A 22,898-nucleotide genomic window follows, 5' to 3' on the forward strand; every position below is an offset into this window, starting at 1 on the left:
GCTTACCGCGTCTCAACTCGCGTGTCTTCGCAGATCAGCGCGCTGCTCTTACAGCATAGCATAAGCCAGCATGCGGGTTGGATAGCTGGGTCTTGTCCAGCACGATGAAACCCGCATCCAGTAACGGTGCGATAAGCGTCATCTGGTTCTTGTCCTTGGACCACCATTTGTGCCATTCGATGACCATGGCATTGATCGATCCGAAGAGGTCGTGTCTCGCCAGGGTCTCGAAAATCCCGAACTCGGATCCCTCGCAATCCATTTTGATGACCAGATCCATGCCCGCTCTCCGCGCACGCTCCGCAAGCGGCGCGATGACGCCAGCTGCCTCCTTGATATGGATTATTTCCGGCTTGCCGGAATCTGCTCCCCTTACGGATATGCCGATCGTTGCATCAGAGCGGACCATGACCTCCATCTGCTCGTCTCTCTCGCCAAGCCCAAATTGGTTTGGCCTGATCTTGGCCGCCACCTTCGGATTTAGTGCGAAATTCTTCAGTGCTCGCGCATGGGGTAGAGCGAAAGGCTCGAATGCATGTATTTCCCGCACCGAAGGGTCGCTCGCTAGAAAGAGTGACGCCAGACCCGCATTCATGCCGATATCGATGACGATTTTGTCGCGCCCAGTGATGAAATTATATTCGTTGTGAATGAAAATTTCGCTCAGAACCTGGAAATCTTCGGCATTGTTGACATAGAGCCGAGTTCCTGAAAATTCGGCAATTACCTCTTCCGCACCGACGTGAAAAGTGAAGCCATTTTTCTCGAGCAACTTGAAATCATAGATGTGTGTATTGAAGAATTGATTGGCGATGTCAGGCAATGCGACATCCGACATGCGCCCGCTCTCTTGATCAATTCTTTTCAGAGGCCGATGGGCATAAGCGGCGAAGGCCCCAACTCCCGTTGAATCGATCCGGAACTCGAAAACATCCTCTTCCGGTACGTCGAACTGCAAGGTCACACCCTTACCAGACCGCACTATATCCGCGCCCGTTAGCTCCCTTCGTATCAATTGGCGGGCGCCAAAACCCCCAGTGACATCGATAGAACAACAGACCTCTTCCGATGGCGCGGAGGGGTCAGCATCGATATGAAATTCGACAACATAACGTCCTGGGGACAGGGTGACGTAGGGGCCGTAAAGCACCCATCCCGCCTGTCCCTTCTTGACGGACACGCGTTCATTTCCTTGCACCTTCTCAACCTGCCCGATCGCGGAGTAGAACAAAGTTGGTTTCCTTCTTGGCAACAGAGACAAAAGGCCGTCTCATAGATAACAAGTCCTGCCGGAAGCTCGGTTCCGGCGCGAGATTGATATCTAAGCCTATGTTTGACAAGGATAAATTTTGCCCTGGGGAAAGATGGGCGCGTTCCGTCCAAACGGGGCGCTATACGTCCTCGATCATGTCCCTGACCGTTACGCCAGTCTCATCGTCGGGGCAGCATGGCTGGGTTCTGGAGAAAGACAGCGATCATAATCCTACCGATGTCTCTCGCCGTTCCTGCTTTCCGCATGTCGCACAGCAGAACGCATTCATGAAAAGTAAATTTCCAGGACATCGGCGATCGTCCCGAGAGCAATGGGATATTGTCCGCCGAGCTGACTTCCTAAAGCAGAAGAAATCCATAGCCGAGGCATAAATTTGGGTGTACAATTATTTATCGCACGATCTACATAAGACCTCTCAGGGAGTTCTTGAGATGACTGACGACCTGTTAAAGCTGGATAATTTCATCTGCTTCGCGCTCTATTCGGCGAACCATGCGATGAACCGGCTCTATAAACCCATGCTGGACGCGCTCAATCTCACCTATCCGCAATATCTGGTCATGGTGACGCTATGGGAAGAAGACGGCCAGACCGTCGGCGGTATCGGTGAAAAGCTGTTCCTGGAATCAAGCACGCTGACGCCGCTGTTGAAGCGTCTGGAGGCAGCCGGCTTTATCAAGCGCATCCGCAGCAAGGAAGACGAGCGCCAAGTGTTGATTCACCTGACCGGCGAAGGCAAGGCGCTGAAGAAGAAGGCGGCAACTGTTCCCCCTTGCATTCTCGATGCCACGGAGCAAACACCCGACGAACTGACACGCTTGAAGAGTGAAATCATCACTTTGCGCCAGGCGCTCAGCAGGAACGCGGCCTGACCGGATGCGCCCTCCCCGACCATCCGGTCGGGCAAGGTGCTTCAGGTTCGCTTCTTCTTGTTTTCGTAAGGATTTTCCGACGTACGGAAATGGATGCGGATCGGTACGCCGGGCATGGCGAAATCTGCGCGCAGACCGTTGATCAGATAACGCACATAGGACTCAGGCAGAGCATCCGAGCGAGTGCACGAGATCATGAAGGCTGGAGGCCGCGCCTTCACCTGCGTCATATATTTCAGCTTGATGCGGCGGCCGGAAACGGCCGGTGGCGGATGCTGAACCTGCTGCGTTTCGAGCCAGCGGTTAAGGCGCGCGGTCGACACGCGTTTGTTCCAGACCTTGTCGGTATCGACGATTGCCTGCATGAGGCGGTCAAGCCCCTCACCCGTCTGGCCGGCAATCGGAATGGCGCGAATGCCGCGTGCCTGCGGCAATAGCCGGTCGGTCTTTTCGCGCAGATCGGCAAGCACGGCCTGGCGATCCTCAATCATGTCCCACTTGTTGAAGGCGAGCACAGCGGCGCGCCCCTCGCGGATCACGAGATCGACGATTTGCAGATCCTGCTTCTCGAAGGGAATGGTCGCGTCGAAGACGATGACGACGGTTTCGGCGAAGCGGATTGCGCGGAGCGTGTCGGCGACGGAAAGCTTCTCCAGCTTCTCGATGACCTTCGCCTTGCGGCGCATGCCGGCGGTATCGAACATCTTGACGGTACGACCGCGCCAACTCCAGTCGACGGAGATGGAATCGCGGGTAATCCCGGCTTCCGGCCCGGTCAGCAGCCGGTCTTCGCCGAGAAAGCGGTTGATGAGCGTCGACTTGCCGGCATTCGGGCGGCCGACGATCGCAACGCGCAGCGGGCGCGTGTCGTCGTAGGCCGGTTCTTCGTCGATCTCCTCGCCATCTTCGCCGACTTCCGAGCGCGGAATACTGACATTCGTCTCCGCCTCGTCTTCGTCCTCCGGGAAGGCGCGTTCGGGCCCGATGGCCTCGACGATAGCGTCGCGCAGATCCATCATGCCCTGGCCATGTTCAGCCGAGATCGGGCAAGGCTCCCCAAGGCCTAGCGTATAGGCATCGTAGAAGCCGCTGTCGGAGCCGCGCGCTTCGGATTTATTGGCGACGAGCACGACAGGCCGGCCGCGCTTGCGCAGCATTTCGGCGAGCGTCTTGTCGACATGCGTCAGGCCCATCTTGGCATCGACGACGAAGAGCGTCAGATCGGCTTCATCGATCGCCGCTTCCGTCTGGGCGCGCATGCGACCCTCCAGCGTCTCCTCGCCAGCTTCTTCGAGGCCGGCGGTATCGACGATGCGAAAGCGGAGATCGATCAGCTTGGCTTCACCCGGGCGGCGGTCACGCGTTACGCCCGGCGTATCGTCGACGAGCGCCAGTTTCTTGCCAACCAGACGGTTGAACAGCGTGGACTTGCCGACATTCGGGCGACCGACGATCGCGACCGTAAAACTCATTGAGCGATCCTTCAGCCTTTTGCGACCGGAGCCTTGCCGGATGCAGTGATGAGATCGAGCAGCATCTGGGCACGGTTGGCAACGTTGCGCGGGCTCTGCGGATCGTCGACGATCGCCTGGAACCACTGCCGCGCCTTGGCGAAATCGCCGGCCTTATAGGCGGCGAGGCCAAGAACGTCGCGCGCCGAATGGCGGAAGGCATCAGCCGGCACGGCAAGCTCCTGCGCTTCGGCGGCAACCTGATCGTAGGTGCCGGTATCGACGAGCAGATAGGCAGCCCGCAGGCGCGCCGCATCGCGGATAACGACCGGAAGGTCCGTCTGCTTGCCGATCGCCGAGAAGGTGGCAATGGCGGCAGCCTTATCACCCTTCTGCACTTGCAGTGTCGCCGCGCGCAGGCGCGCCAGCACCGGATAGGAACCAGGGCCATTCTTTTCGATGGCGGCGAATGCGGCCAGCGCCTCATCCGTCTTGTTCTGATCGGCCAGCGTCAGCGCGGCAATGAACTGATCACCGCCGCTCCCGGCCTGATTGCCGGCCCAATAGCGATAGCCGCTATAGGCTGCCGTGGCGAGAACGATGAGCACGGCCAAACCGATGATAAGCTTGCCGAAACGGCGCCAGATGAACCGCAACTGGTCCGAACGCAGTTCCTCGTTCACCTCGCGGATGAAGCTATCGTCATTGAATGCCATTCTCGTCTCCGACCCAGACCAAATTCTACCAAAAAGCTTGGGGGTTAGTGGGGCCTTCTACTCCATTTTGCGGCTTATGTAAGGGGGAATGGTGGAAATCGTCATATAACGAGCGGCGAAACCCCGATAATCCACGCATGAAGCTTCCAAATGATCAAGGCCCAGGCGACCACACCGATGATAACAGCATAGAGATCGTATTTCGCCGAGACGAAGGGGCGCACGGTGATTTCGCCGGCTCGCTCGCGCCGTTTGAACGAAATGCGCAGGATCACGCCCCAAGCCAGGAAAGCGGCAAAGAGCAATATGGCAGCGCCGTCGCCATTGGAGAGAAGATGCGCCAGCGCCCAGATCTTTACCGAAAGCACCATCGGGTGCTTAGTCCTGACCGCGATATGCCCCGCCGGCAGCAGCGAGGCGACAAGACAGATGAGGGCGAACAGCATCAGCAGGATGGTGATGTGGCTCATCCAGAACGGCGGCGACCAGACCGGCGTCATGTCGCGTGCCTGACCGAAGCCGTAAATCAGGACGACCAGAGCTATGACGCTCGCGATCGAATAGGCACCCTTCCAGCCGCCTTCGCCAAGGCTTGCGATCAAAGACGTTCGCAGGCCGGGTGTCACGACGCGGATCAGATGGAGGCCGAGAAAAAGAACAATGCCGAGAATGAGCAATGCCATGGATGAAATCCTCTATGGTCTTGTTGTCACATCCTTATCGGCTGCCGCAAAAAAATGCCAGTATCACCGCAGCTTCGCCGCATTTGCGCGAAAGGAAGGAAGCGACCCTGAGCGCGCCATCCGATATCGCCCGACGATTCCTGGCAAGCCGTGCTCGATCCAATTTGTATCCGGTGCCTATGTTTCGCTTCGCTATCTGTCTCTCCCTCGCCCTTTCCTTGGGGCTGCCTGCAGCCGCCCAGGCCGATGACAAGCCCAAGCAACTCGTCATGATCTCCTTCGATGGTGCTCACGACAATGCGCTCTGGACCAAGAGCCGCGAGATTGCGTCGCGCAATGGCGCGCATTTCACCTACTTTCTGTCCTGCACCTTCCTCATGAACAAGACGCAGGCCAAGGCCTATCAGGGGCCGAAACAGCGGCCGGGTAAATCGAATGTCGGCTTTGCCAAGAGCGAGGACGATGTGCGCACGCGCATCGCCAACATCTGGGGCGCACACCAGGAAGGTCACGACATCTCAAGTCACGCCTGCGGCCATTTTGACGGCAAGGGCTGGAGTGCCTCCGACTGGAAACAGGAATTCATGAATGCGCGCATTGCGCTTCGCGACGCCTGGAAGAATGTCGGCCTCGCCGACAAGGAGCCCCAGGGCTGGGAAGATTTCGCCACGAATGACGTTAGGGGATTTCGCGCACCCTATCTTTCCACCAGCGACGGTCTCGTGCCGGCGGAAAAGGAGATGGGCTTTCAGTATGATGCAAGCCTGGTCACCAAAGGCCCTGCCCTGCCGCAGCTGATCGACGGCATCTACCGCTTCGGCCTGCCGTTGATCCCCGAAGGACCCGAGCATCGCCTGGTCATCGGCATGGACTACAATCTCTATGTTCGCCATTCCAAGGGCGTCGAGGACAAGGCCAACGCCGAGACATATGAGGACCGCACCTTCGATGCCTTCGAGGCTGCCTTCGCCAAGCAATATGACGGCGAGCGCATTCCGCTGCAGCTCGGTTTCCATTTCGTCGAAATGAATGACGGCGCCTATTGGCGCGCCCTCGACCGTTTCGTCAGTGACGTCTGCCACAAGCAGGATGTCGCCTGCGTCAGCTATTCCGAGGCAATTCCGCTGATCGCAGCACGCGGCAAGCCGCAGCAGGGGTGAGGAGCGGTCGGGCAGAGCCCGAGCAATTGATCCAGTGGATCGATTGCAGCGACGAACGCCCTGAGCCAAAGCGAAGGGCCGGCGGTGCGGCAAGGAGAGGCCTCGCCGCTACTCGCAATCCTGACACTCCAGCTTCTCCATTGAAAAAGGCCCCGTTCCCGGGGCCTTTTGCCGTCAACCATCCGCGTGAATGACGCCTGCTTCGCGCTCCAAATAGCGCTGATCGATCGGCGGCAGCGGCTCGTCATAGATAGCAGCCTCGAAGGCCTTCAGACGTTTGTGGATCGACAGAAGCTCGATGATCGTCGTCCAGGAGCTGACGAGATACTGGAAGGAGTTGCTGACCTGACCGAAGGCCGTGGCGATCTGCTGCCAGATGCCGAGCGTGATCTTGTGCGCGACGAAAGTCGGAACCAGCACGAAATAGAGAAAGATCGCGTCGAGCTGGCCGTAGGAATAGCGAGCGACGTTAAAATAGGCGTAGTGGAAGTACATGCGGAAATAATTACGGCGAACGTTTGAGAAGAGTTCCGTCACGGTGGGCGGCTGTGCGCGGTCTTCGCGATCCTCGCCGTAGACAAGCTCTTTTCGATAGGCTGCCTCGACGCGCTGGTTGCGGAAATTCAGCCCCGGAAGCTTGATCCCGAAGAGCGCAAGCAGGAACGTACCGAATACCGACCAAATCAGCGCCAGCCAAACGAGCGAATAGGGAATTGCGCCGATAATCGGCAGATCGGTCACGTATTTCGACAGTTCCAGCAGAATCGGCAGGAAGACGATGAGCGTCATGACGGAGCCGATCAGGCTGACGCCGAGCCCCTCGAGGTTGGTCGCAAAGCGCATCGTATCTTCCTGAACACGCTGCGATGCGCCTTCGATATGTCGGAGCTTTTCCCATTTCGACATGTAGAAATTATTCATCGCCCACCGCCAGCGGAAGAGATAGTGGCTTAGGAAAAACGATGAAATAACGCTGACGGCGACACCCACGAGACCGAGTTGCGTGAACGCCCATAACAATCCGTAGAAATCCCCATCCGTAACGCCGGGCTTTCCGCCGAGCGCATTTTGCAGAAGGTCAAAGAAGGGCCGGCGCCATACGTTTACTGCTACGTCGATCTGAACACCGAAATAGGTGATGAAGACGATGAAAGCAGACCCCCATACCGACCAGGCGATCCAGGGATTGCTCTTCGAAATCACATGCCAGAAGCCGCAAAAGACCGCGGCGCAGAGAATAAAGTAAAGATAAAACAAGAAATTAGTAGGAGTAACAAAGAACGCCGCCCCGACCGGCTGCTGTTCTTCCGCCAGCGGCGGATAACCCATGGACGCCACAATATGCGCGCCGACAAAATACCATAGGAAGACGCAGACAAGCGCCCAGACGACCGATGAGGAAAAAAACAATCTCGGATTCGGGAAGAAAGAATGAAACACGACGGTTAGGCTTCCTGTTGGTTCGAACGACCGCAATGACGTCAATTTGAGGCGAGCCTAGGACAGTTCGCCGGGAGCGGCAACCGCCAGAAGCCTATTCTTACGTAGATGTAATCGCTTATCCCATGATCGTGATGCAGTTGTTCAGCAACGAAATCTCACCCATGGGATGAACTCCTTCCCCATACGGTCACACCTTCTTCTCCAATCCATTTCGTCCGCAAACCGCCCTCTTGAAGAATACTATCTTACGATATATATCTTACGACATGACTAACGATATAAACTCTCACACTTCAAGGAGAAACGATATGAGAGGTTTTAGAGATCGCCACATGTTCGGAGATGGCTTTGACATCGTCGAGGCATATATCCTACGACATGGTCGAAGCCGTGAATCGCGCGGCGAGCACAGGAGAGACTTCATGAGAGGCTTCAAGGGCGGCATGTTCGGCGGCGGGTTTCGCACCGGCCGCAAGTTCGATGCGGCCGACCTGCAGCTCATCATTCTTGCCCTGCTCTCCGAGCAGCCCCGCCACGGCTATGAACTGATCAAGACCTTCGAGGAGCGCTCCGGCGGCTTCTATGTTCCGAGCCCGGGCGTCATCTACCCGGCGCTCACCTATCTCGAGGAAACCGGCCAGGCCGAAGTCGAGGTCAGCGGCACGAAGAAGCTCTACCGCATCACCGAAAGCGGCCAGAAGCGTGTCGACGACAATCGTGATCTGGTCGAAGTGACGCTCGCCAAGCTCACCGCTATCGGCGAGAAGATGGCTCGCGTCCGCGAGGTCTTCGACGGCGGGGATGAGGACGGCCGCGACAATCCGTTCGATCGCCATGGCAGCGGCGACGTTCATCGCGCTCGCCACCTGCTCCGCTCCGCGCTTCGCTCGAAGTTCCCCTGGAGCAAGGCCGAAGGCGCCCGCATCGCTGATATCCTCGAGCGCGCCGCCGCTGACATTGTCCGCGGGGAAACAAAGACTGAGGACAGCCCGAAGGCCGACGAATGAGCTACGACATGTTGCGCAAAAGTGCGCAGCGGTTTTGCGATAACGACATGTGTAAAATTAGACATCTGAAGCGCAGGACACGAAACTGAAATATTCGCGAAGCGCTTCAGGACCTCACTTGTCCGGCAATGTCAGAATGACAGGGCCGTTGCGGGTGGCAATGATCGTGTGCTCGTATTGAACCGTGGGCGCCTGCGGATCGGCATAGAGCGTCCAGGCATCATCGCCGCCCTCCGCCCAGATAGCGCCAAGCGAAAGAAACGGCTCGACGGTAAAGACAAGCCCATCCTCAATGATCCGGCTCTCGGAAGGGTCCGCCCAGGTGGAAACCTCGGCGGGCTCTTCGTGCAGCGAGCGGCCAATGCCATGGCTCGCGAGATTGGCGATCAGCGTGTAGCGGTTCTTCTGGGCAAAAGCGCCGACGGCCTGCCCGATCTTCGCAAGCGGCGCACCGCTTTTCACCTGGTTGAGGCCGACCCAGAGCGCCCGCTTGCCATCCCGGCATAGGCGCTCGATCTTCGGCTTGACCGGCGGCACGGTAAAGGATGCGCCGGTATCGGAAAAGAAACCGTCCTTCTCGGCCGAAACGTCGAGATTGACCAGATCCCCCGCCTTGATGACGCGCGAGCCGGGAATGCCATGCGCCACTTCCTCGTTGACGCTGATGCAGGTTGCCCCTGGAAACTTGTAGACCAGCTCCGGCGCCGATTGGGCGCCGGCATCCTCCAGCACCTTGCGACCGATTGTATCCAGCTCCAGCGTGGTGATGCCCGGCTCCAGAGCAGCCGCCATGGCGTGCAACGCATTGGCGCAGATGCGGCCGATATCTTTCAGCTTGGTCAGTTCTTCTTCAGTCGAAACGATCATCTACGGCTTCCGGCACTCTCAGCAGCGGTTCGGCGAGAGACTCAAGGTGGCTTTCGCCCCTTCCCTTCGCACAGTCAATGTCTTTTTGGGCTTTCTGCCAGATAGCGCGACTTTCGGATTCCGAAAGAGCTCAGGAGCGCGGGTCGTCCGATAGCATTGCCCAGCGCTCGTGATCGCACCAGACGCCGCCGATCTTCAGATATTTGGGCGAGAAGCCTTCTTTGCGGAAGCCGAGCCGCTTGACCAGCGCAATGGAGGGATGATTTCCCGGCTGGATATTGGCCTCCACCCGATGCAGGCCTACCGCATCGAAAGCGTGCGCGACGGCCAGACGAACCGCGTCCGTCATGAACCCCTGTCCGGCAAAGCCCACCATGCCATGATAGCCGAGAAAGGCGCTGCGAAAACCTCCCCAGACCATCTGGCTGATATTGACGACGCCGACAATCCCGCCGGAGCCTGGGTCCCGCGCCACGAGACCTATATTCGGCCCCGTCACCGTCTGACCGAACCAGGCATCGAAACCGTCGCGATCGAGGAAGGGATAGGCCCAGGGCACATGGTGGGCACGGCTGGCGATATTGGCGGCGATCAGCTCGTCCGCATCCGATTGCCTGACCGGTGCGATGATCACTTGCGGCATGGCTCGCTCCGTCCTGTTCAGGAGCGAGCCTTAGCAAATCGAATCCGAAATCAAAAGCTTCGCTGAAAGAACGGAATCATTTTCCGAACCGCTTCATAACGAAGATAAAGTCCGCCCCAGGCGATCACGCCGAGATAAACGCCGAACAACAGATGGGAAAAGATCGGGCTACCGACCCTCAGATGCGTCGCGATCGCCCCGCCGAGAAGACCCGTCAGAAGGATGGCGCCGAGGACCGAAGTCCTCGGAATCGCATAGAGAATGGCGCAGCTAAGCGTAATGACGCCAAGAAGCCGTGCCAGCGCCGGATCGGCGGAATAGCCAAGCCCTGCCATCGTCTCCGTGACGACGGAAAGCGGAACGAGCTTGATGACGCCATCGAACACGAGAAAGGCGATGACCAGCCCGCTGAGGATCATGCCGGCCACGCGCTGGGCGCGCGTGACCGAAGGCACAGATGAATCAACCGCATAAGACATTGTCATATCCCCCGGAATTCCATCGGAAATTCAGATCTTCGCCGCCAATGCGGCGAGCTGATCAGCGCACTGCGCCCATCCCTGATGGAAGCCCATCTTCTCATGCGCCTCGCGATCCTCGGCCGACCAATGCAGAACGGTCGCGGCATAACGGGTCTTGCTAGCGCCGAGATCGTCGAGCTGGATCGTCACCACCATGAAGGGCTTTGCCGAGGGCACCCAGGCGCTGGTGAAGGCATCGGTGAAGACGATCCGCTGATTGGGGACCACCTCCAGATAAACGCCGTTGCCCGGATAGTCCTCCCCCTCGGGGCTACGCATGGTGATCGAGCTTGAGCCGCCGGATCGAGCGTCAACGCTGGCGGCCGATACCGTCCATGGCAGAGGCGCGAACCATCGCTTCAGAAGCTCCACTTCGGTCCAGCAACGAAAAATCTTCTCGCGTGGCGCATCGATGATGCGGGTCAGGGAAAGCTCGTTGCGCTGGGTCTGCTCAGTCATATCTTGCTCCTCATACTGTTTGAAACGGCCTGCTCGGCTCATACTCTAATGACGTTCGAGACTGCCGTTTCCCGACAGCGCAGCCGCAATTTTTTGATTATTTTGCAGCCGCAAGGGCATCCGCGCTCAGACGATCGAGCTGATAACGGATATGGGCCGCTTCGGCGGGCGAGCGGGCGAGCGCAATCGCCCTGTCGAAGGCGACGCGTGCCTCCTGCGAGCGGCCCAGCTGTGCAAGCAGGCCACCCCTGACGCCATGAAAGTAGAAATAGCTGTCGAGCTGCGCTTCCAGCGTTGCAATCAGCGTCAGAGCCGCCTCCGGTCCCTTCAGTTTGGAAAGCGCGACCGACCGATTGAGCGTGACGACGGGAGATGGCGTCAGCCGCTCCAGCATCTGGTAGAGAAGATCGATCTCTTCCCAATCCGTATCGACGGCGCGCTTTGCCCTTGAATGCAGTGCTGCGATTGCCGCCTGCACCTGATAGGGGCCGGGCTTCCGGTGGCGGATCGCCTTGTCGAGCAGCGCCAGCGCCTCGTCGATCAGTGTGCGATCCCAAAGCGAGCGATCCTGATCTTCCAGAAGGATGATCTGCCCGTCGGCATCGAACCGCGCGTCCTTGCGCGATTGCTGCAGGAGCATCAGCGCCAGCAGCGCCATGGTCTCCGGCTCGGAGGGAAAGATCCGCAACAGCAGCCGGCCAAGCCGGATCGCCTCGTCGGCGAAGGCGGCCGCCTCGCGATGCGTCCCACCGGCCGAATAGCCTTCGTTGTAGATGAGGTAGATCATGGCGCTGACGAGCGCCAGCCTTTCGCTCCGCTCCACCGCGCCCGGCGTCTCAAAAGGAACGCCTGCTGCGGCGACGCGTGCCTTAGCCCTTGTAATACGCTGCTCCATCGCGCTCTCGCTGACGAGGAAGGCGCGGGCAATCTGCTGCACCGAAAGGCCGGAAACGATACGCAGCGCCAGCGCAATCTGTTGCGTCGCAGGCAGATCCGGATGGCAGCAGATGAAGAGCAATCGCAAAATATCGTCGCGATATCCGGAGCCATCGAGCCGCTCGGCGAGATCGCTTTCGGCATCGCTCGTATCGGAGATCGCCTCTTCATCCGGCAGGCTCTGCAATTTCGCCTGCTTGCGCACCGTATCGATGCCGCTGTTGCGGCCGACAAAGATCAGCCAGGCGACGGGGTCGCGCGGCGGCCCCTTGTCGGGCCAGGTCTTCAAGGCCCTGAGGCAGGCCTCCTGAAAGGCCTCCTCGGCGGTGTCGAGATTGCGGAAATAGCGCAAGAGCGCACCCATCACCTGTGGTCGGGCGTTGGTAAGTGCGATGTCGATCCAGGCAATGTCGGTCATGTTGCAACAGCTCCCGGCCGGAAGACGTAAAGCGGACGGATTTCATAGGAGCCGACGCCGGGATTGGCTGCGGCAAGCTCCTTCGAAAAACCGATGGCTTCGTCGAGGGTTTCGAAATCGACAACGTAGAAACCGAGCAACTGCTCCTTCGTTTCTGCAAAGGGACCGTCGATCACGATCGGCTCGTTCTTGCCCTTGCGCAGGGTCGTTGCCGCCGTCGTCGGCATCAGCCGTGCCACGGGCCCTAGCTTGCCAGCCTTTGCCAGCGGCTCCTGCACGGCAATCAACCGCGCCATCGTCGCGTCTTCCTGCTCCTTGGACCAGGCAAACACGGTATCTTCGTCGTTGTAGCATAGGATCGCGTAAAGCATGACTATTCCCTTCTCCCTTTAAAGACGAAGGAATATCATCCGGACCGACAGACCGCGTCAAAAAATTTGTTCTGGAAAGACGTCAGATTGGGTCTCGCAGAACCACCAATGTTCCTGCCTTGGCGTCAAGCTCCGCGATGGCACCGACCAAAACGCTCGCCGGGCGATCGCCGTGCCCAAGCGGCAGGCCACCGAGGATCGGCACATTCAGCTCGGCCAGGTGTTCGCGCAGGATATCGATCACTGAGTAGCGCCGATCGAACTCGAAATCGGTAAATTGGCCGATAGCGACAGCTGCCAAACCATTTAGATGCCCCGCCTTGCGCAGCATCGTCATCTGCCGGTCGACTTGGCCGCGATACATATTAACGGCTTCGAGCAAAAGGACCGCACCATGTAGATCGGGCAACGCCCAGCCCGCAGATGTGGCAACTGTATCGAGATTGCCGCCGATCAATCTGCCTCTAACCGTTCCGCATGTGGTCAGCTGCGAAGTCGGTTCTTCCAGCCGCGAATTGATAACGAGGTCCTCGGTTGTCATCAGTGCTCGGCGCATCGAATCGCGCGTATAAAGACTGACGCTCTCGTCATTCGGTCCAGCAAAGAAAGCACCGTGAATACCGATCTGACGGCAATTCTTTAGGAAACTGAGATGCAAGGCGGTGATGTCGCTGAAACCGATAACGAACTTGGGATCACATCTGGCTGCAGCAACATCCATTTGGTCGGCGATCCGATACGAGCCTTTACCGCCGCCTGTTGTGAAGATCGCCCGAACATCGGGATCGCGAAGCGCTGCGTTAAGATCCGCAAGTCGCTCCTCGTCAGTACCCGCAAGGTAGTCTCGCTTATGAAAGGCATGTTCGCCGAAGTCGACTTTCAGCCCCCAGCCTTTCAGGATCTCCGCATGCCTTAGAACTCTGTCCCTGTCGGGCGAGCTTGCAGGCGATACAAAGCGCACCTTGTCGCCCGGCCGCAATGGCGGCGGCATCGATATCGGATCGGTTCCTGGATAGCCGGGTGATTCCATGCCGCGATTTTGGCATGAAACTCCAACATGCGTCAGCCGCAGATTGATCGCCGGTGAACTCTTAGTTAGGGATTGATGACGGCCGCAGCCGTTAGTGGTGCCGGCCGCTTGGCCTTGGCATCGGCCTCCACCGTCCGGCCGGCCTCCGTCTTGCCCTTCCATAAAGGTAGACCGATCGATTGCGATACGGCCGGGTCGCTTGTAAACACCGGATAGCCGCGCTCGAGAAGCCGCTCGAGAACCTCGCGGTCCTTGCGCACATGCAGCCGCGCCAGATTTTCCTGATTATAGACGTGCCCGCCGGAATCGGGATTGATGCCGGTGATGATGACTTCGGTCGCGCCGTTATAGATCGCGAAGAGCACGGCATTGATGCCGTTCGAGCATTTGTCGTCCGCGCCAAGCTCGCTGCATTTCACCCCGCCGACGCGGTCGAGCAGCGCCATGCGCTTGTAGCGATCGACGATCTCCAGCTTGTCGCAGCTGTAATTGAACTTCCGCAACCCCTCTTCCAGCCGCTGAAGCTCTTTCCGCCAGAGCAGGACATAGAGCATCTTGGTCCGCTCGCCATTCAGAACGCGGCGCACCTCGATAGCATTGGTATTCGTGCCTTCAATCTGGTTGAACTGGACGAGCGTCACGTCGGGCGCCTCGATCCCCCAGCCCTTCGTCACCATCTGCGAGCCATTGATGGTGATGACCCGGAAGCTCTCATCGAAATCCGCCGGCTTGTTCGAAACCGGCGCCGAGCCGACGACGAGAACAGGCCCATCGAACCGCTCGGCCAGCACCGGCGGCTTCGGCCGGGTCAGATGATATTTGATCTGCCGATAGTAATGTTTCTTCAGTTCGGAAAATTGAGCAGCCATTATTCGCTTTATCGTCTCTTGAGAAGGCGTCTGCCCACAAAGGGCTCGGTCCGGCGAAATGTGACTCGGAACCTCCCCGAACCACGAATAATGCGAGTATCGCTGCGCGCACTTATATAAGCAAAATAAAGAAATCTTACACGGCATAACCTAGGGTGAGCAGTCAGCAAAGACTGATCACCCCTGCCGTGTACTCAAGGTGCGCGAGACAGCGTTCTTCCAGCCTTTCAGCTTCGCGTTGCGGGTCTTGGCATCCATGCCGGGCTCAAAACGCTTATCGCGCGCCCAGGCCTTGGCGAAGCCGGCACGATCCGGCCAGACGCCGGCGCGGCTGCCGGCAAGCCAGGCGGCGCCCAGCGCTGTGGTTTCGAGGATCGTCGGGCGATCGACCGGCGCGTCCAGCAGATCGGCAAGCCGCTGCATCGTCCAGTCGGAGGCGACCATGCCACCGTCGACGCGCAATACTGTTCCTTGCCCGTTGCCGTTGCGCCAATCCCTATGCATGGCATCCAGGAGATCGCGAGACTGGTAACAGACAGCCTCCAGAGCCGCCCGGACGATTTCCTCAGGTCCGGTATTGCGCGTCAGCCCGAAGATCGCGCCGCGTGCATCCGGGTCCCAATGCGGTGCCCCGAGACCGGTGAAGGCCGGCACGAGATAGACCTCCTGCAGCGGATCGGCCTTGGCCGCCAGCTCGCCGGAATCCGAGGCACGCTGGATGGCCTTCAGCCCATCGCGCAGCCATTGTACGGCGGCGCCCGCAATGAAGATCGAGCCTTCGAGTGCATAGGTCGTCTCGCCATTCAGGCGATAGGCGATGGTGGTCAAAAGGCGGTTCTTCGAGCGCACCATGTCCGCGCCGGTATTGAGCAGCGCGAAGCAGCCGGTGCCATAGGTGGATTTCATCATGCCGCGCTCGAAGCAGGCCTGGCCGATCGTCGCCGCCTGCTGATCGCCGGCAACGCCGAGGATCGGGATTTCGGTGCCGAAATGCGTGGCATCCGTGACGCCGAAATCGGCGGCGCAATCCTTCACTTCAGGCAGCATGGCGGCGGGAACGCGCAGGATATCGAGCAGCTCCTCGTCCCATTCGTTCGCGCCGATATTATACATCAGCGTCCGCGAGGCATTGGTCGCATCGGTAGCGAAGCTCTTGCCGCCAGTCAGACGCCAGATCAGGAAGCTATCGACGGTGCCGAAGCAAAGCTCGCCCTTGGCGGCGCGGGCACGCGCGCCCTTCACGTTGCTCAAGAGCCAGGACAGTTTGGTGCCGGAAAAATAGGGATCGAGCAGCAGGCCGGTGCGGCGGGTAAAGAGCTTTTCCAGGTCCTGACGCTTCAGTTTCTCGCAATAGCTCGCCGTGCGGCGGTCCTGCCAGACGATGGCGTTGTGGATTGGCTTGCCCGTCTCGCGATCCCAGACGATCACAGTCTCGCGCTGGTTGGTGATGCCGAGTGCGGCAATATCCTTGGCGGTGATGCCGGCAGCCTCGATCGCCTTGCGGACGGTGACGAGGACGGAGGACCAGATTTCTTCCGGATCGTGCTCCACCCAGCCGGGCTTCGGATAATGCTGGGTGAATTCCTTCTGCCCGACACCGGCAACCTTCATCTTGCCGTCGAAAACGATAGCCCGCGTCGACGTCGTTCCCTGATCGATCGCCAAGACATAACCGCTCATGCATTCCTCCCGCCTGTTGCGTCCCGAAGCAACAGATACGCGAGCAAAACGAATGTGAAAAGAAAGCAAAACGAAATTTTTCGCTGAAATATGCGCTTTCCTGTTCACGGCATCGTGGCCAAAGGGCTGGCAGCATTGCGATTGCCATATCCGCGGGTTTGGGACTAGGCTGAACCGGTTTTGCACTGCAGCAGGAAGCTGCGCTGTCCAAGGAGAAGATCATGGCAAGAACAGTTGTCGTCACCGGTTCCACGAGCGGTATCGGCCTCGCCATCGCGGCCGCCTTCGCCGCCAAGGGCGATAACGTCGTCATCAACGGCTTCGGAAAGCCGGAGGAGATCGATGCGATCAAGACGAAGCTCGAAGCTTCCGGCGGCGGCAAGGTGATCTATCATCCGGCCGACATGACGAAGCCCGCGGAGATCGCCGATCTGATCGCGACCGCCAACTCGACCTTCGGCAGCGTCGATGTTCTCGTCAACAATGCCGGCATTCAGCATGTCGAGAAGATCGAGGATTTCCCCATCGAGAAATGGGATCAGATCATCGCGATCAATCTCTCCAGCTCCTTCCACACCATCCGCGCCGCCATTCCGCTGATGAAGGCGAAGAAATACGGGCGCATCATCAACATCGCCTCGGCGCATGGCCTGGTCGCCTCGCCCTTCAAATCCGCCTATGTCGCGGCAAAACATGGTATATTAGGCCTGACCAAGACGGCAGCGCTCGAGCTTGCCGAATTCGGCGTGACGGTAAACGCCATTTGCCCCGGCTACGTCCTGACCCCGCTTGTTGAAAAGCAGATCCCGGATACCGCCAAGGCACGCGGGATGACCGAGGAGCAGGTCAAGAACGAAGTCATCCTCAAGGCCCAGCCGACGCACGAGTTCGTCAAGGCCGAAGAGATTGGCGCCCTGTCGCTCTACCTTGCAAGCGACGACGCACGCCAGGTGACCGGCACACACGTCTCGATTGACGGTGGCTGGACCGCGGAATAACCATTTGCGGTTAGGGCCGGATTCGTTCGCGTATCCGGCCCGGCCAACAGATAAAATGGGAACGACATGAGCGACAGCATCCGCTTTATCCTCAACGGCGAGGATATCATTCTATCGAGCCTGCGCCCCACCGAGACGCTGCTCGACTTTCTGCGTCTCCAGCGGCGACTGACGGGAACGAAGGAAGGATGCGCGGAGGGCGATTGCGGCGCCTGCACGGTGCTTGTGGGACGGCTAATCGATGGCGGGCTGTACTATGAATCCGTCAATGCCTGCATCCGTTTCGTCGGCTCGCTGCATGCGACCCACGTCGTTACAGTCGAGCATCTTGCAGCTCAAAATGGCACGCTTCACCCTGTGCAGCAGGCGCTGGTCGATTGCCACGGCTCGCAATGCGGCTTCTGCACCCCTGGCTTCGTCATGTCGCTCTATGGCCTTTGGCTGACGACGGAAAAGCCGAGCCGGGCGCAGATCGAAAAGTCGCTGCAGGGCAATCTCTGTCGATGCACGGGCTATGAGCCGATCGTCAAGGCCGCCGAACAAGTGAGCCAGAAGCGGCCGAGCGCACTCTTCGATCCCCTCGAAAAGACCAGAGCCGATATCATCGCCCGCCTCTGGGCGATGCAGGGTGGCGATACCATCGAGATTTCCGAGGGCGACGATCGTCTCATCGTGCCCGGTTCCGTTGCTGCTCTGGCGCAGGTGCTTGCCAACGAGCCAATGGCGACCGTCGTTGCCGGCTCGACCGATGTCGGCCTCTGGGTCACCAAGCAGATGCGCCGGCTGAACCCGGTCGTCTTCATCAACCATCTGATCGATCTGCAGAAAATTACCCTCGAAGATGCAGGCCTGACGATCGGCGCCGGCGTCACCTACAGCCGCGCCTTCGCTGTTATCGCCGAAAAGATCCCCGCCTTTGCCAACCTCATCAATCGCATCGGCGGCGAGCAGGTGCGCAACATGGGCACGATCGGCGGCAATATCGCCAACGGCTCGCCGATCGGCGACACGCCGCCGGCGTTGATCGCCCTTGGCGCAACGGTCAAGCTGCGCTCGACGGCAGGCACACGCAGCCTGCCGCTCGAAGATTTCTTCATCGATTACGGCAAGCAGGACCGCAATCCTGGCGAATTCGTCGAGAGTATCTTCGTGCCCTACCTGGCCGACGATGCGCATTTCGCCGTCTACAAGATCTCCAAGCGCCGCGACGAGGATATTTCGGCCTCCTGTGGCGCCTTCCATCTGTCACTGGATTCAGCCGGTAATGTCGCAGATATCAGCATCGCCTTCGGCGGCATGGCCGGGACGCCGAAGCGCGCCCGCACTGTCGAGGCGGAATTGATCGGCAAGCCGTGGACGGAAGCAACCGTTATGGCCGCACGCGATGCCTTCGACGCCGATTACACACCGCTCACCGATTGGCGCGCATCGGCAGAATATCGACAACTGACTGCCAAGAACCTCCTCATCCGCTTCTATCTGGAAACATCTGATGCGCCGCAGGAATTGAAGCGCTTCGAGGTGCCGGCATGATGATGGCTACAGAATATGCCGCATTGCCCCTCACCCTAGCCCTCTCCCCGTTAAAACGGGGAGAGGGAACGACCTCTGTACTCTCGCCACTTGATAGGCTGGAAGGAAGGCTGCGAGTTCGCCTATCTCCTTCTGTCCGTCAAAACGGGGAGAAGGTGCCCGACAGGGCGGATGAGGGGCTACTTGCGATTGGTCTTGTCATCAGAGGTATTCTCGAAGAAGGAGGACAATAAATGGACAAATCCACCTTCGAAGAACCCAAGGTCGTCATCAACGGCTCGATGCATGGCTCGCTCAAGCATGATTCCGCGCATAAGCACGTCACCGGAGCCGCCGATTATATCGATGACATTCCCGAACCCGCTGGCCTGCTGCACGGCGCGCTCGGCCTTTCCGATCGCGCCCATGCCGAGATCGCCGGCATCGATCTGTCGGCCGTCAAAGCCTATCCCGGTGTCATCTGGGTCTTCACCGGTGCCGATATCCCCGGCGTCAACGATACCAGTTCCAACGGCATGCATGACGAACCGCTGCTTGCCGAGACCAAAGTCGAATTCCATGGACAGCCGATCTTCGCTGTCATCGCGGAGACCCGCGATGCCGCCCGGCGTGCCGCCCGCCTCGCCAAGATCGATTATCGCGATCTGCCGCATTGGAGCGATATCGATGGTGCGCTCGCCAATGGCGCACCGCTCGTTTACGAACCGATGACGTTGAAGCGCGGCGAGCCGGAAACCGAGATGGCCAATGCCATCAACCGCATCAAGGCGCAGATGCGCATCGGCGGTCAGGAGCACTTCTATCTTGAAAGCCACATCGCCATGGCGATCCCCGGCGAAGACGATGAAGTCGCCGTCTGGTCATCGACGCAGCATCCGAGTGAGATCCAGCACATTGTCGGCCATGCGCTGAACATTCCGTCCAATGCCGTGACGGTCAATGTGCGCCGCATGGGCGGCGGCTTCGGCGGCAAGGAAACGCAGGGCAACCAGTTCGCTGCTCTTGCCGCCGTCGCCGCCAAGAAGCTCGGCCGCGCCGTGAAATTCCGGCCCGACCGCGACGAGGACATGAGCGCGACCGGCAAGCGGCACGACTTCCTCGTGGATTATGAAGTCGGATTCGACGACGAAGGCCGCATTCACGCCGTCGATGCCACCTATGCCGCTCGTTGCGGCTTCTCCTCCGATCTTTCCGGCCCGGTGACAGACCGCGCACTGTTCCATGCGGATTCCAGCTATTTCTATCCGCATGTCCATCTTGTCTCGAAGCCGTTGAAAACCCATACCGTCTCCAACACCGCCTTCCGCGGCTTCGGAGGCCCGCAGGGCATGGTCGGCGGCGAGCGCATGATCGAGGAGATCGCCTATGCGCTCGGCAAGGATCCGCTCGAAATCCGCCGCGCCAATTTCTACGGCCAGCCGGGTTCGGGCCGAACGCTGACCCCCTATCACCAGGAAGTCACCGACAATATCATCAACCGCGTCGTCGACGAGCTGGAACAGAGTTCCGACTATCAGGCGCGGCGCAAGGCCATCCTCGAGTTCAACCGTTCCAGCCGCTTCATCCGCAAGGGTATCGCGCTGACGCCGGTGAAATTCGGCATCTCCTTCACCATGACCGCCTTCAACCAGGCAGGCGCGCTGGTGCATATCTATCAGGATGGTTCCATCCATCTGAACCACGGCGGCACCGAAATGGGCCAGGGTCTCTATACGAAGGTGGCGCAGGTTCTAGCCGATAGTTTCCAGGTCGATATCGACCGCGTGAAGATCACCGCGACGACTACGGGCAAGGTGCCGAATACATCAGCGACGGCGGCCTCCTCCGGCTCCGACTTGAACGGCATGGCGGCCTATGACGCTGCCCGGCAGATCAAGGAAAGGCTCGTCGCCTTCGCGGCCGAAAAATGGGGTGTCGCCGCCGAGGAGGTACGGTTTCTGCCAAACCGCGTGCGTGTCGGTGAAGAGGAAATCCCCTTCCCCGATTTCGTCAAGCAGGCCTATTTCGCCCGCGTCCAGCTCTCGGCTGCCGGCTTCTACAAGACGCCGAAGATCCATTGGGATCGCAAGGCCGGCCGCGGCACGCCCTTCTATTATTTCTCCTATGGCGCCGCCTGCTCGGAAGTGTCGATCGATACGTTGACGGGCGAATACCTGATCGACCGCGCCGATGTCCTTCATGACGTCGGTCGCTCCCTCAATCCGGCAATCGATATCGGCCAGGTCGAAGGCGCTTTCGTGCAGGGCATGGGCTGGCTGACGACCGAGGAGCTCTGGTGGGATGCGAAGGGCCGGCTGCGCACACACGCGCCATCGACTTACAAAATTCCGCTCGCTTCCGACCGTCCGAAGATTTTCAATGTGCGGCTGGCGGAATGGTCTGAAAATACGGAGGCCACCATCGGCCGTTCGAAGGCCGTCGGCGAGCCGCCCTTCATGCTGCCGATCTCGGTGCTGGAGGCGCTGTCGATGGCGGTCGCCAGCGTCGCGGATTACCGCGTCTGCCCGCGCCTCGACGCACCGGCGACGCCGGAACGGGTACTCATGGCGGTCGAGCGGCTGAAGGGGATGTGATTGTCCTTTGAAGACAGGGTGGTTGTCGTGATGGCGTCGAGCAAAAAGCCTGAGGCCGAACTTGAAATTTGAGTATGCCGTGGTGTACCCCCCTCTGTCACGACAGTGACAGAGGGGGGTACACACTCTCCGTTCATCACGATATCCAAAATCAATGACCTTTGCTGACCTCTCGACGGTCCTCACCACCTACAGCAACGATCTATCATCATAACGCGGCTCCCGCCCGTCCAGAAATCCAAGATCACGCTTCAGACGGTCCGGCATCTCATCGAGATCGAGATGCGGCGACGGCTCCGCGTGGCTGACGAAGGCCTGCGTCACCGATTCCAGAAGACGAGCCAGAATCCTTGGCCTTGCGGTTTCCACCTGTTCCACGACATAGCAATCCATGACGATACCTCAGTCAGATCGATGATATGAATTGCAGTCTGGCGCGAAAAATGCTGAAATTCCAATTGAACTATCGTCTGCATGCATAAAGAGAACTTATCCATGAAACTGTCCATGCGCTTTCCGCTGAATGCGCTCCGCGTCTTTGAGGCCGCCGCCCGGCACAGCAGTTTCACGCGGGCCGGCGAAGAGCTTGGCATGACGCAGACGGCGGTCAGCTATCAGATCAAGCTGCTGGAAGAGACTTTGGGCGAGCCGCTATTCCTGCGCCGCCCGCGGCAGATTCTGTTGACCAAGGCCGGAGAACAGCTTGCACCGAAAGTGTCGGAAGCCTTTGCCATGCTGCAGGAGGCCATGACTTCGATCAGAGGCGAAGTCGAAACGACGCTATGCATCCATTCGACCCCCACCTTCGCCTCGCAATGGCTGGCCCGTCATCTCGGTTCGTTTCAGCTGAAGCATCCCAATATCGCCGTCCGGCTGGATACCTCGGGCTCGATCATAGACTTCGCCCGGGAGTCAGCCGACATCGCCATCCGCACCGGGCGCGGTCAATGGCCCGGCTTGCGCTCGCACCTCCTGATGAAGGTCTATTTTACGCCGATGCTGAGCCCGGCGCTTGCAGAGTCGATCGGGGGCATCCACGAACCGGCCGATCTCCTGAAGCTCCGCATCATCGACGCAGGCGACCCATGGTGGGCTCAATGGTTTCAGGAAGCCGGTGTTCCCGACCCTGGCCTTCAGGGCCGGCCGCGCAGCAGGCTCGGCGCCCAGTCCTTCGAGGCGAGCGCGGCATTGGCCGGTCAGGGCGTCGCCATCTTGACCCCGGAATTCTATGCGGATGATCTAGCTTCCGGCCGGCTGATCCAGCCCTTCGATATTCTTTCGTCCGACAATACGGACTACTGGATCGCCTATCCTGAAAACAGGCGTCATACGCCGCGAATCCGCGCCTTCAGGGATTGGCTCCTCTGCGAATTCGGCATGCCGCTCGAATAGCGC

22 protein-coding genes are annotated in these 22,898 nt (G+C 59.2%); 7 read left to right on the forward strand and 15 right to left on the reverse strand.

All coding sequences use genetic code 11. The annotated features are described in order from the left end of the window. Nucleotides 1-34 precede the first annotated feature (34 nt). Nucleotides 35-1,180 carry an FkbM family methyltransferase gene (locus RTCIAT899_RS12965; protein WP_244441415.1) on the reverse strand — a complete coding sequence of 382 codons (1,146 nt, stop codon included), beginning with the start codon at nucleotides 1,178-1,180 and terminating at the stop codon, nucleotides 35-37. Nucleotides 1,181-1,704: 524 nt separating this feature from the next. Here RTCIAT899_RS12965 and RTCIAT899_RS12970 point away from each other — a divergent pair. Then, the gene (locus tag RTCIAT899_RS12970) at nucleotides 1,705-2,145 is read left to right on the forward strand and encodes a MarR family winged helix-turn-helix transcriptional regulator (protein ID WP_015340695.1); all 441 of its coding nucleotides are present in this window, start codon (nucleotides 1,705-1,707) and stop codon (nucleotides 2,143-2,145) included. Nucleotides 2,146-2,186: 41 nt separating this feature from the next. Here RTCIAT899_RS12970 and der read toward each other — a convergent pair whose 3' ends face one another. The 3 genes from der to RTCIAT899_RS12985 form a co-directional block, all read right to left on the reverse strand. After that, nucleotides 2,187-3,617 carry a ribosome biogenesis GTPase Der gene (gene der, locus RTCIAT899_RS12975; RefSeq protein WP_015340696.1) on the reverse strand — a complete coding sequence of 477 codons (1,431 nt, stop codon included), beginning with the start codon at nucleotides 3,615-3,617 and terminating at the stop codon, nucleotides 2,187-2,189. 11 nt (nucleotides 3,618-3,628) lie between these two features. Continuing rightward, a complete protein-coding gene (locus tag RTCIAT899_RS12980; protein ID WP_015340697.1) occupies nucleotides 3,629-4,312 on the reverse strand; it encodes a tetratricopeptide repeat protein in 684 nt (227 codons plus the stop codon). Between the two features lie 101 nt (nucleotides 4,313-4,413). Next, nucleotides 4,414-4,995, reverse strand: a complete 582-nt coding sequence (locus RTCIAT899_RS12985) for an NnrU family protein (protein ID WP_015340698.1) — start codon at nucleotides 4,993-4,995, stop codon at nucleotides 4,414-4,416. 179 nt (nucleotides 4,996-5,174) lie between these two features. Between RTCIAT899_RS12985 and RTCIAT899_RS12990 the strand changes: the two genes are divergently transcribed. Continuing rightward, nucleotides 5,175-6,155 carry a polysaccharide deacetylase family protein gene (locus tag RTCIAT899_RS12990; RefSeq protein WP_041677948.1) on the forward strand — a complete coding sequence of 327 codons (981 nt, stop codon included), beginning with the start codon at nucleotides 5,175-5,177 and terminating at the stop codon, nucleotides 6,153-6,155. Nucleotides 6,156-6,329: 174 nt separating this feature from the next. On the opposite strand, the gene sbmA is transcribed toward RTCIAT899_RS12990, so the two are convergent. Beyond that, nucleotides 6,330-7,595: a peptide antibiotic transporter SbmA gene (sbmA, locus tag RTCIAT899_RS12995; RefSeq protein WP_015340700.1), complete on the reverse strand. Its 1,266-nt coding sequence runs from the start codon at nucleotides 7,593-7,595 to the stop codon at nucleotides 6,330-6,332. A 425-nt stretch (nucleotides 7,596-8,020) separates the two neighbouring features. Here sbmA and RTCIAT899_RS13000 point away from each other — a divergent pair, with 425 nt between their 5' ends. Next, the gene (locus RTCIAT899_RS13000; RefSeq protein WP_015340701.1) at nucleotides 8,021-8,605 is read left to right on the forward strand and encodes a PadR family transcriptional regulator; all 585 of its coding nucleotides are present in this window, start codon (nucleotides 8,021-8,023) and stop codon (nucleotides 8,603-8,605) included. Nucleotides 8,606-8,719: 114 nt separating this feature from the next. On the opposite strand, the gene map is transcribed toward RTCIAT899_RS13000, so the two are convergent. The 9 genes from map to glpK all read right to left on the reverse strand — a co-directional run bounded on the left by map (nucleotide 8,720) and on the right by glpK (nucleotide 16,399). Next, nucleotides 8,720-9,472 carry a type I methionyl aminopeptidase gene (gene map, locus RTCIAT899_RS13005; RefSeq protein ID WP_015340702.1) on the reverse strand — a complete coding sequence of 251 codons (753 nt, stop codon included), beginning with the start codon at nucleotides 9,470-9,472 and terminating at the stop codon, nucleotides 8,720-8,722. A 130-nt stretch (nucleotides 9,473-9,602) separates the two neighbouring features. Then, a complete protein-coding gene (locus RTCIAT899_RS13010) occupies nucleotides 9,603-10,115 on the reverse strand; it encodes a GNAT family N-acetyltransferase (RefSeq protein ID WP_015340703.1) in 513 nt (170 codons plus the stop codon). Nucleotides 10,116-10,165: 50 nt separating this feature from the next. After that, entirely contained in the window at nucleotides 10,166-10,594 is a 429-nt protein-coding gene (locus RTCIAT899_RS13015) for a DoxX family protein (RefSeq protein ID WP_041677615.1), read from the reverse strand. Between the two features lie 30 nt (nucleotides 10,595-10,624). Continuing rightward, nucleotides 10,625-11,095: an SRPBCC family protein gene (locus RTCIAT899_RS13020; RefSeq protein ID WP_015340705.1), complete on the reverse strand. Its 471-nt coding sequence runs from the start codon at nucleotides 11,093-11,095 to the stop codon at nucleotides 10,625-10,627. 97 nt (nucleotides 11,096-11,192) lie between these two features. Next, nucleotides 11,193-12,449 (reverse strand): RNA polymerase sigma factor, encoded by a 1,257-nt coding sequence (locus tag RTCIAT899_RS13025; protein ID WP_015340706.1) that lies wholly within the window; start codon nucleotides 12,447-12,449, stop codon nucleotides 11,193-11,195. Further along, entirely contained in the window at nucleotides 12,446-12,820 is a 375-nt protein-coding gene (locus tag RTCIAT899_RS13030; RefSeq protein ID WP_015340707.1) for a YciI family protein, read from the reverse strand. Before RTCIAT899_RS13030 ends, RTCIAT899_RS13025 begins: the two co-directional genes overlap by 4 nt. A gap of 82 nt (nucleotides 12,821-12,902) precedes the next feature. Next, nucleotides 12,903-13,799: a S66 peptidase family protein gene (locus RTCIAT899_RS13035; RefSeq protein ID WP_244441416.1), complete on the reverse strand. Its 897-nt coding sequence runs from the start codon at nucleotides 13,797-13,799 to the stop codon at nucleotides 12,903-12,905. A gap of 116 nt (nucleotides 13,800-13,915) precedes the next feature. Then, on the reverse strand, nucleotides 13,916-14,719 hold the full coding sequence (locus tag RTCIAT899_RS13040) for a hypothetical protein (RefSeq protein ID WP_015340709.1): 804 nt from the start codon (nucleotides 14,717-14,719) through the stop codon (nucleotides 13,916-13,918). A 177-nt stretch (nucleotides 14,720-14,896) separates the two neighbouring features. Continuing rightward, on the reverse strand, nucleotides 14,897-16,399 hold the full coding sequence (glpK, locus tag RTCIAT899_RS13045; RefSeq protein ID WP_041677617.1) for a glycerol kinase GlpK: 1,503 nt from the start codon (nucleotides 16,397-16,399) through the stop codon (nucleotides 14,897-14,899). A gap of 221 nt (nucleotides 16,400-16,620) precedes the next feature. Between glpK and RTCIAT899_RS13050 the strand changes: the two genes are divergently transcribed. From RTCIAT899_RS13050 to xdhB, 3 genes are all read left to right on the forward strand, one after another. Further along, complete coding sequence (locus tag RTCIAT899_RS13050) at nucleotides 16,621-17,397, forward strand: 3-hydroxybutyrate dehydrogenase (protein WP_015340711.1); 777 nt, start codon at nucleotides 16,621-16,623, stop codon at nucleotides 17,395-17,397. A gap of 66 nt (nucleotides 17,398-17,463) precedes the next feature. Next, nucleotides 17,464-18,930 (forward strand): xanthine dehydrogenase small subunit, encoded by a 1,467-nt coding sequence (gene xdhA, locus RTCIAT899_RS13055; protein WP_015340712.1) that lies wholly within the window; start codon nucleotides 17,464-17,466, stop codon nucleotides 18,928-18,930. A 233-nt stretch (nucleotides 18,931-19,163) separates the two neighbouring features. Further along, the gene (gene xdhB, locus RTCIAT899_RS13065) at nucleotides 19,164-21,503 is read left to right on the forward strand and encodes a xanthine dehydrogenase molybdopterin binding subunit (protein WP_015340713.1); all 2,340 of its coding nucleotides are present in this window, start codon (nucleotides 19,164-19,166) and stop codon (nucleotides 21,501-21,503) included. A 189-nt stretch (nucleotides 21,504-21,692) separates the two neighbouring features. On the opposite strand, the gene RTCIAT899_RS13070 is transcribed toward xdhB, so the two are convergent. Then, a complete protein-coding gene (locus tag RTCIAT899_RS13070; RefSeq protein ID WP_015340714.1) occupies nucleotides 21,693-21,896 on the reverse strand; it encodes a hypothetical protein in 204 nt (67 codons plus the stop codon). A 102-nt stretch (nucleotides 21,897-21,998) separates the two neighbouring features. On the opposite strand from RTCIAT899_RS13070, the gene RTCIAT899_RS13075 reads away from it, so the two are divergent. Continuing rightward, nucleotides 21,999-22,895 (forward strand): LysR substrate-binding domain-containing protein, encoded by an 897-nt coding sequence (locus RTCIAT899_RS13075; RefSeq protein WP_041677619.1) that lies wholly within the window; start codon nucleotides 21,999-22,001, stop codon nucleotides 22,893-22,895. Nucleotides 22,896-22,898: the final 3 nt, after the last annotated feature.

Origin of the sequence: Rhizobium tropici CIAT 899 (assembly GCF_000330885.1) — a bacterium.
Classification (GTDB): domain Bacteria; phylum Pseudomonadota; class Alphaproteobacteria; order Rhizobiales; family Rhizobiaceae; genus Rhizobium; species Rhizobium tropici.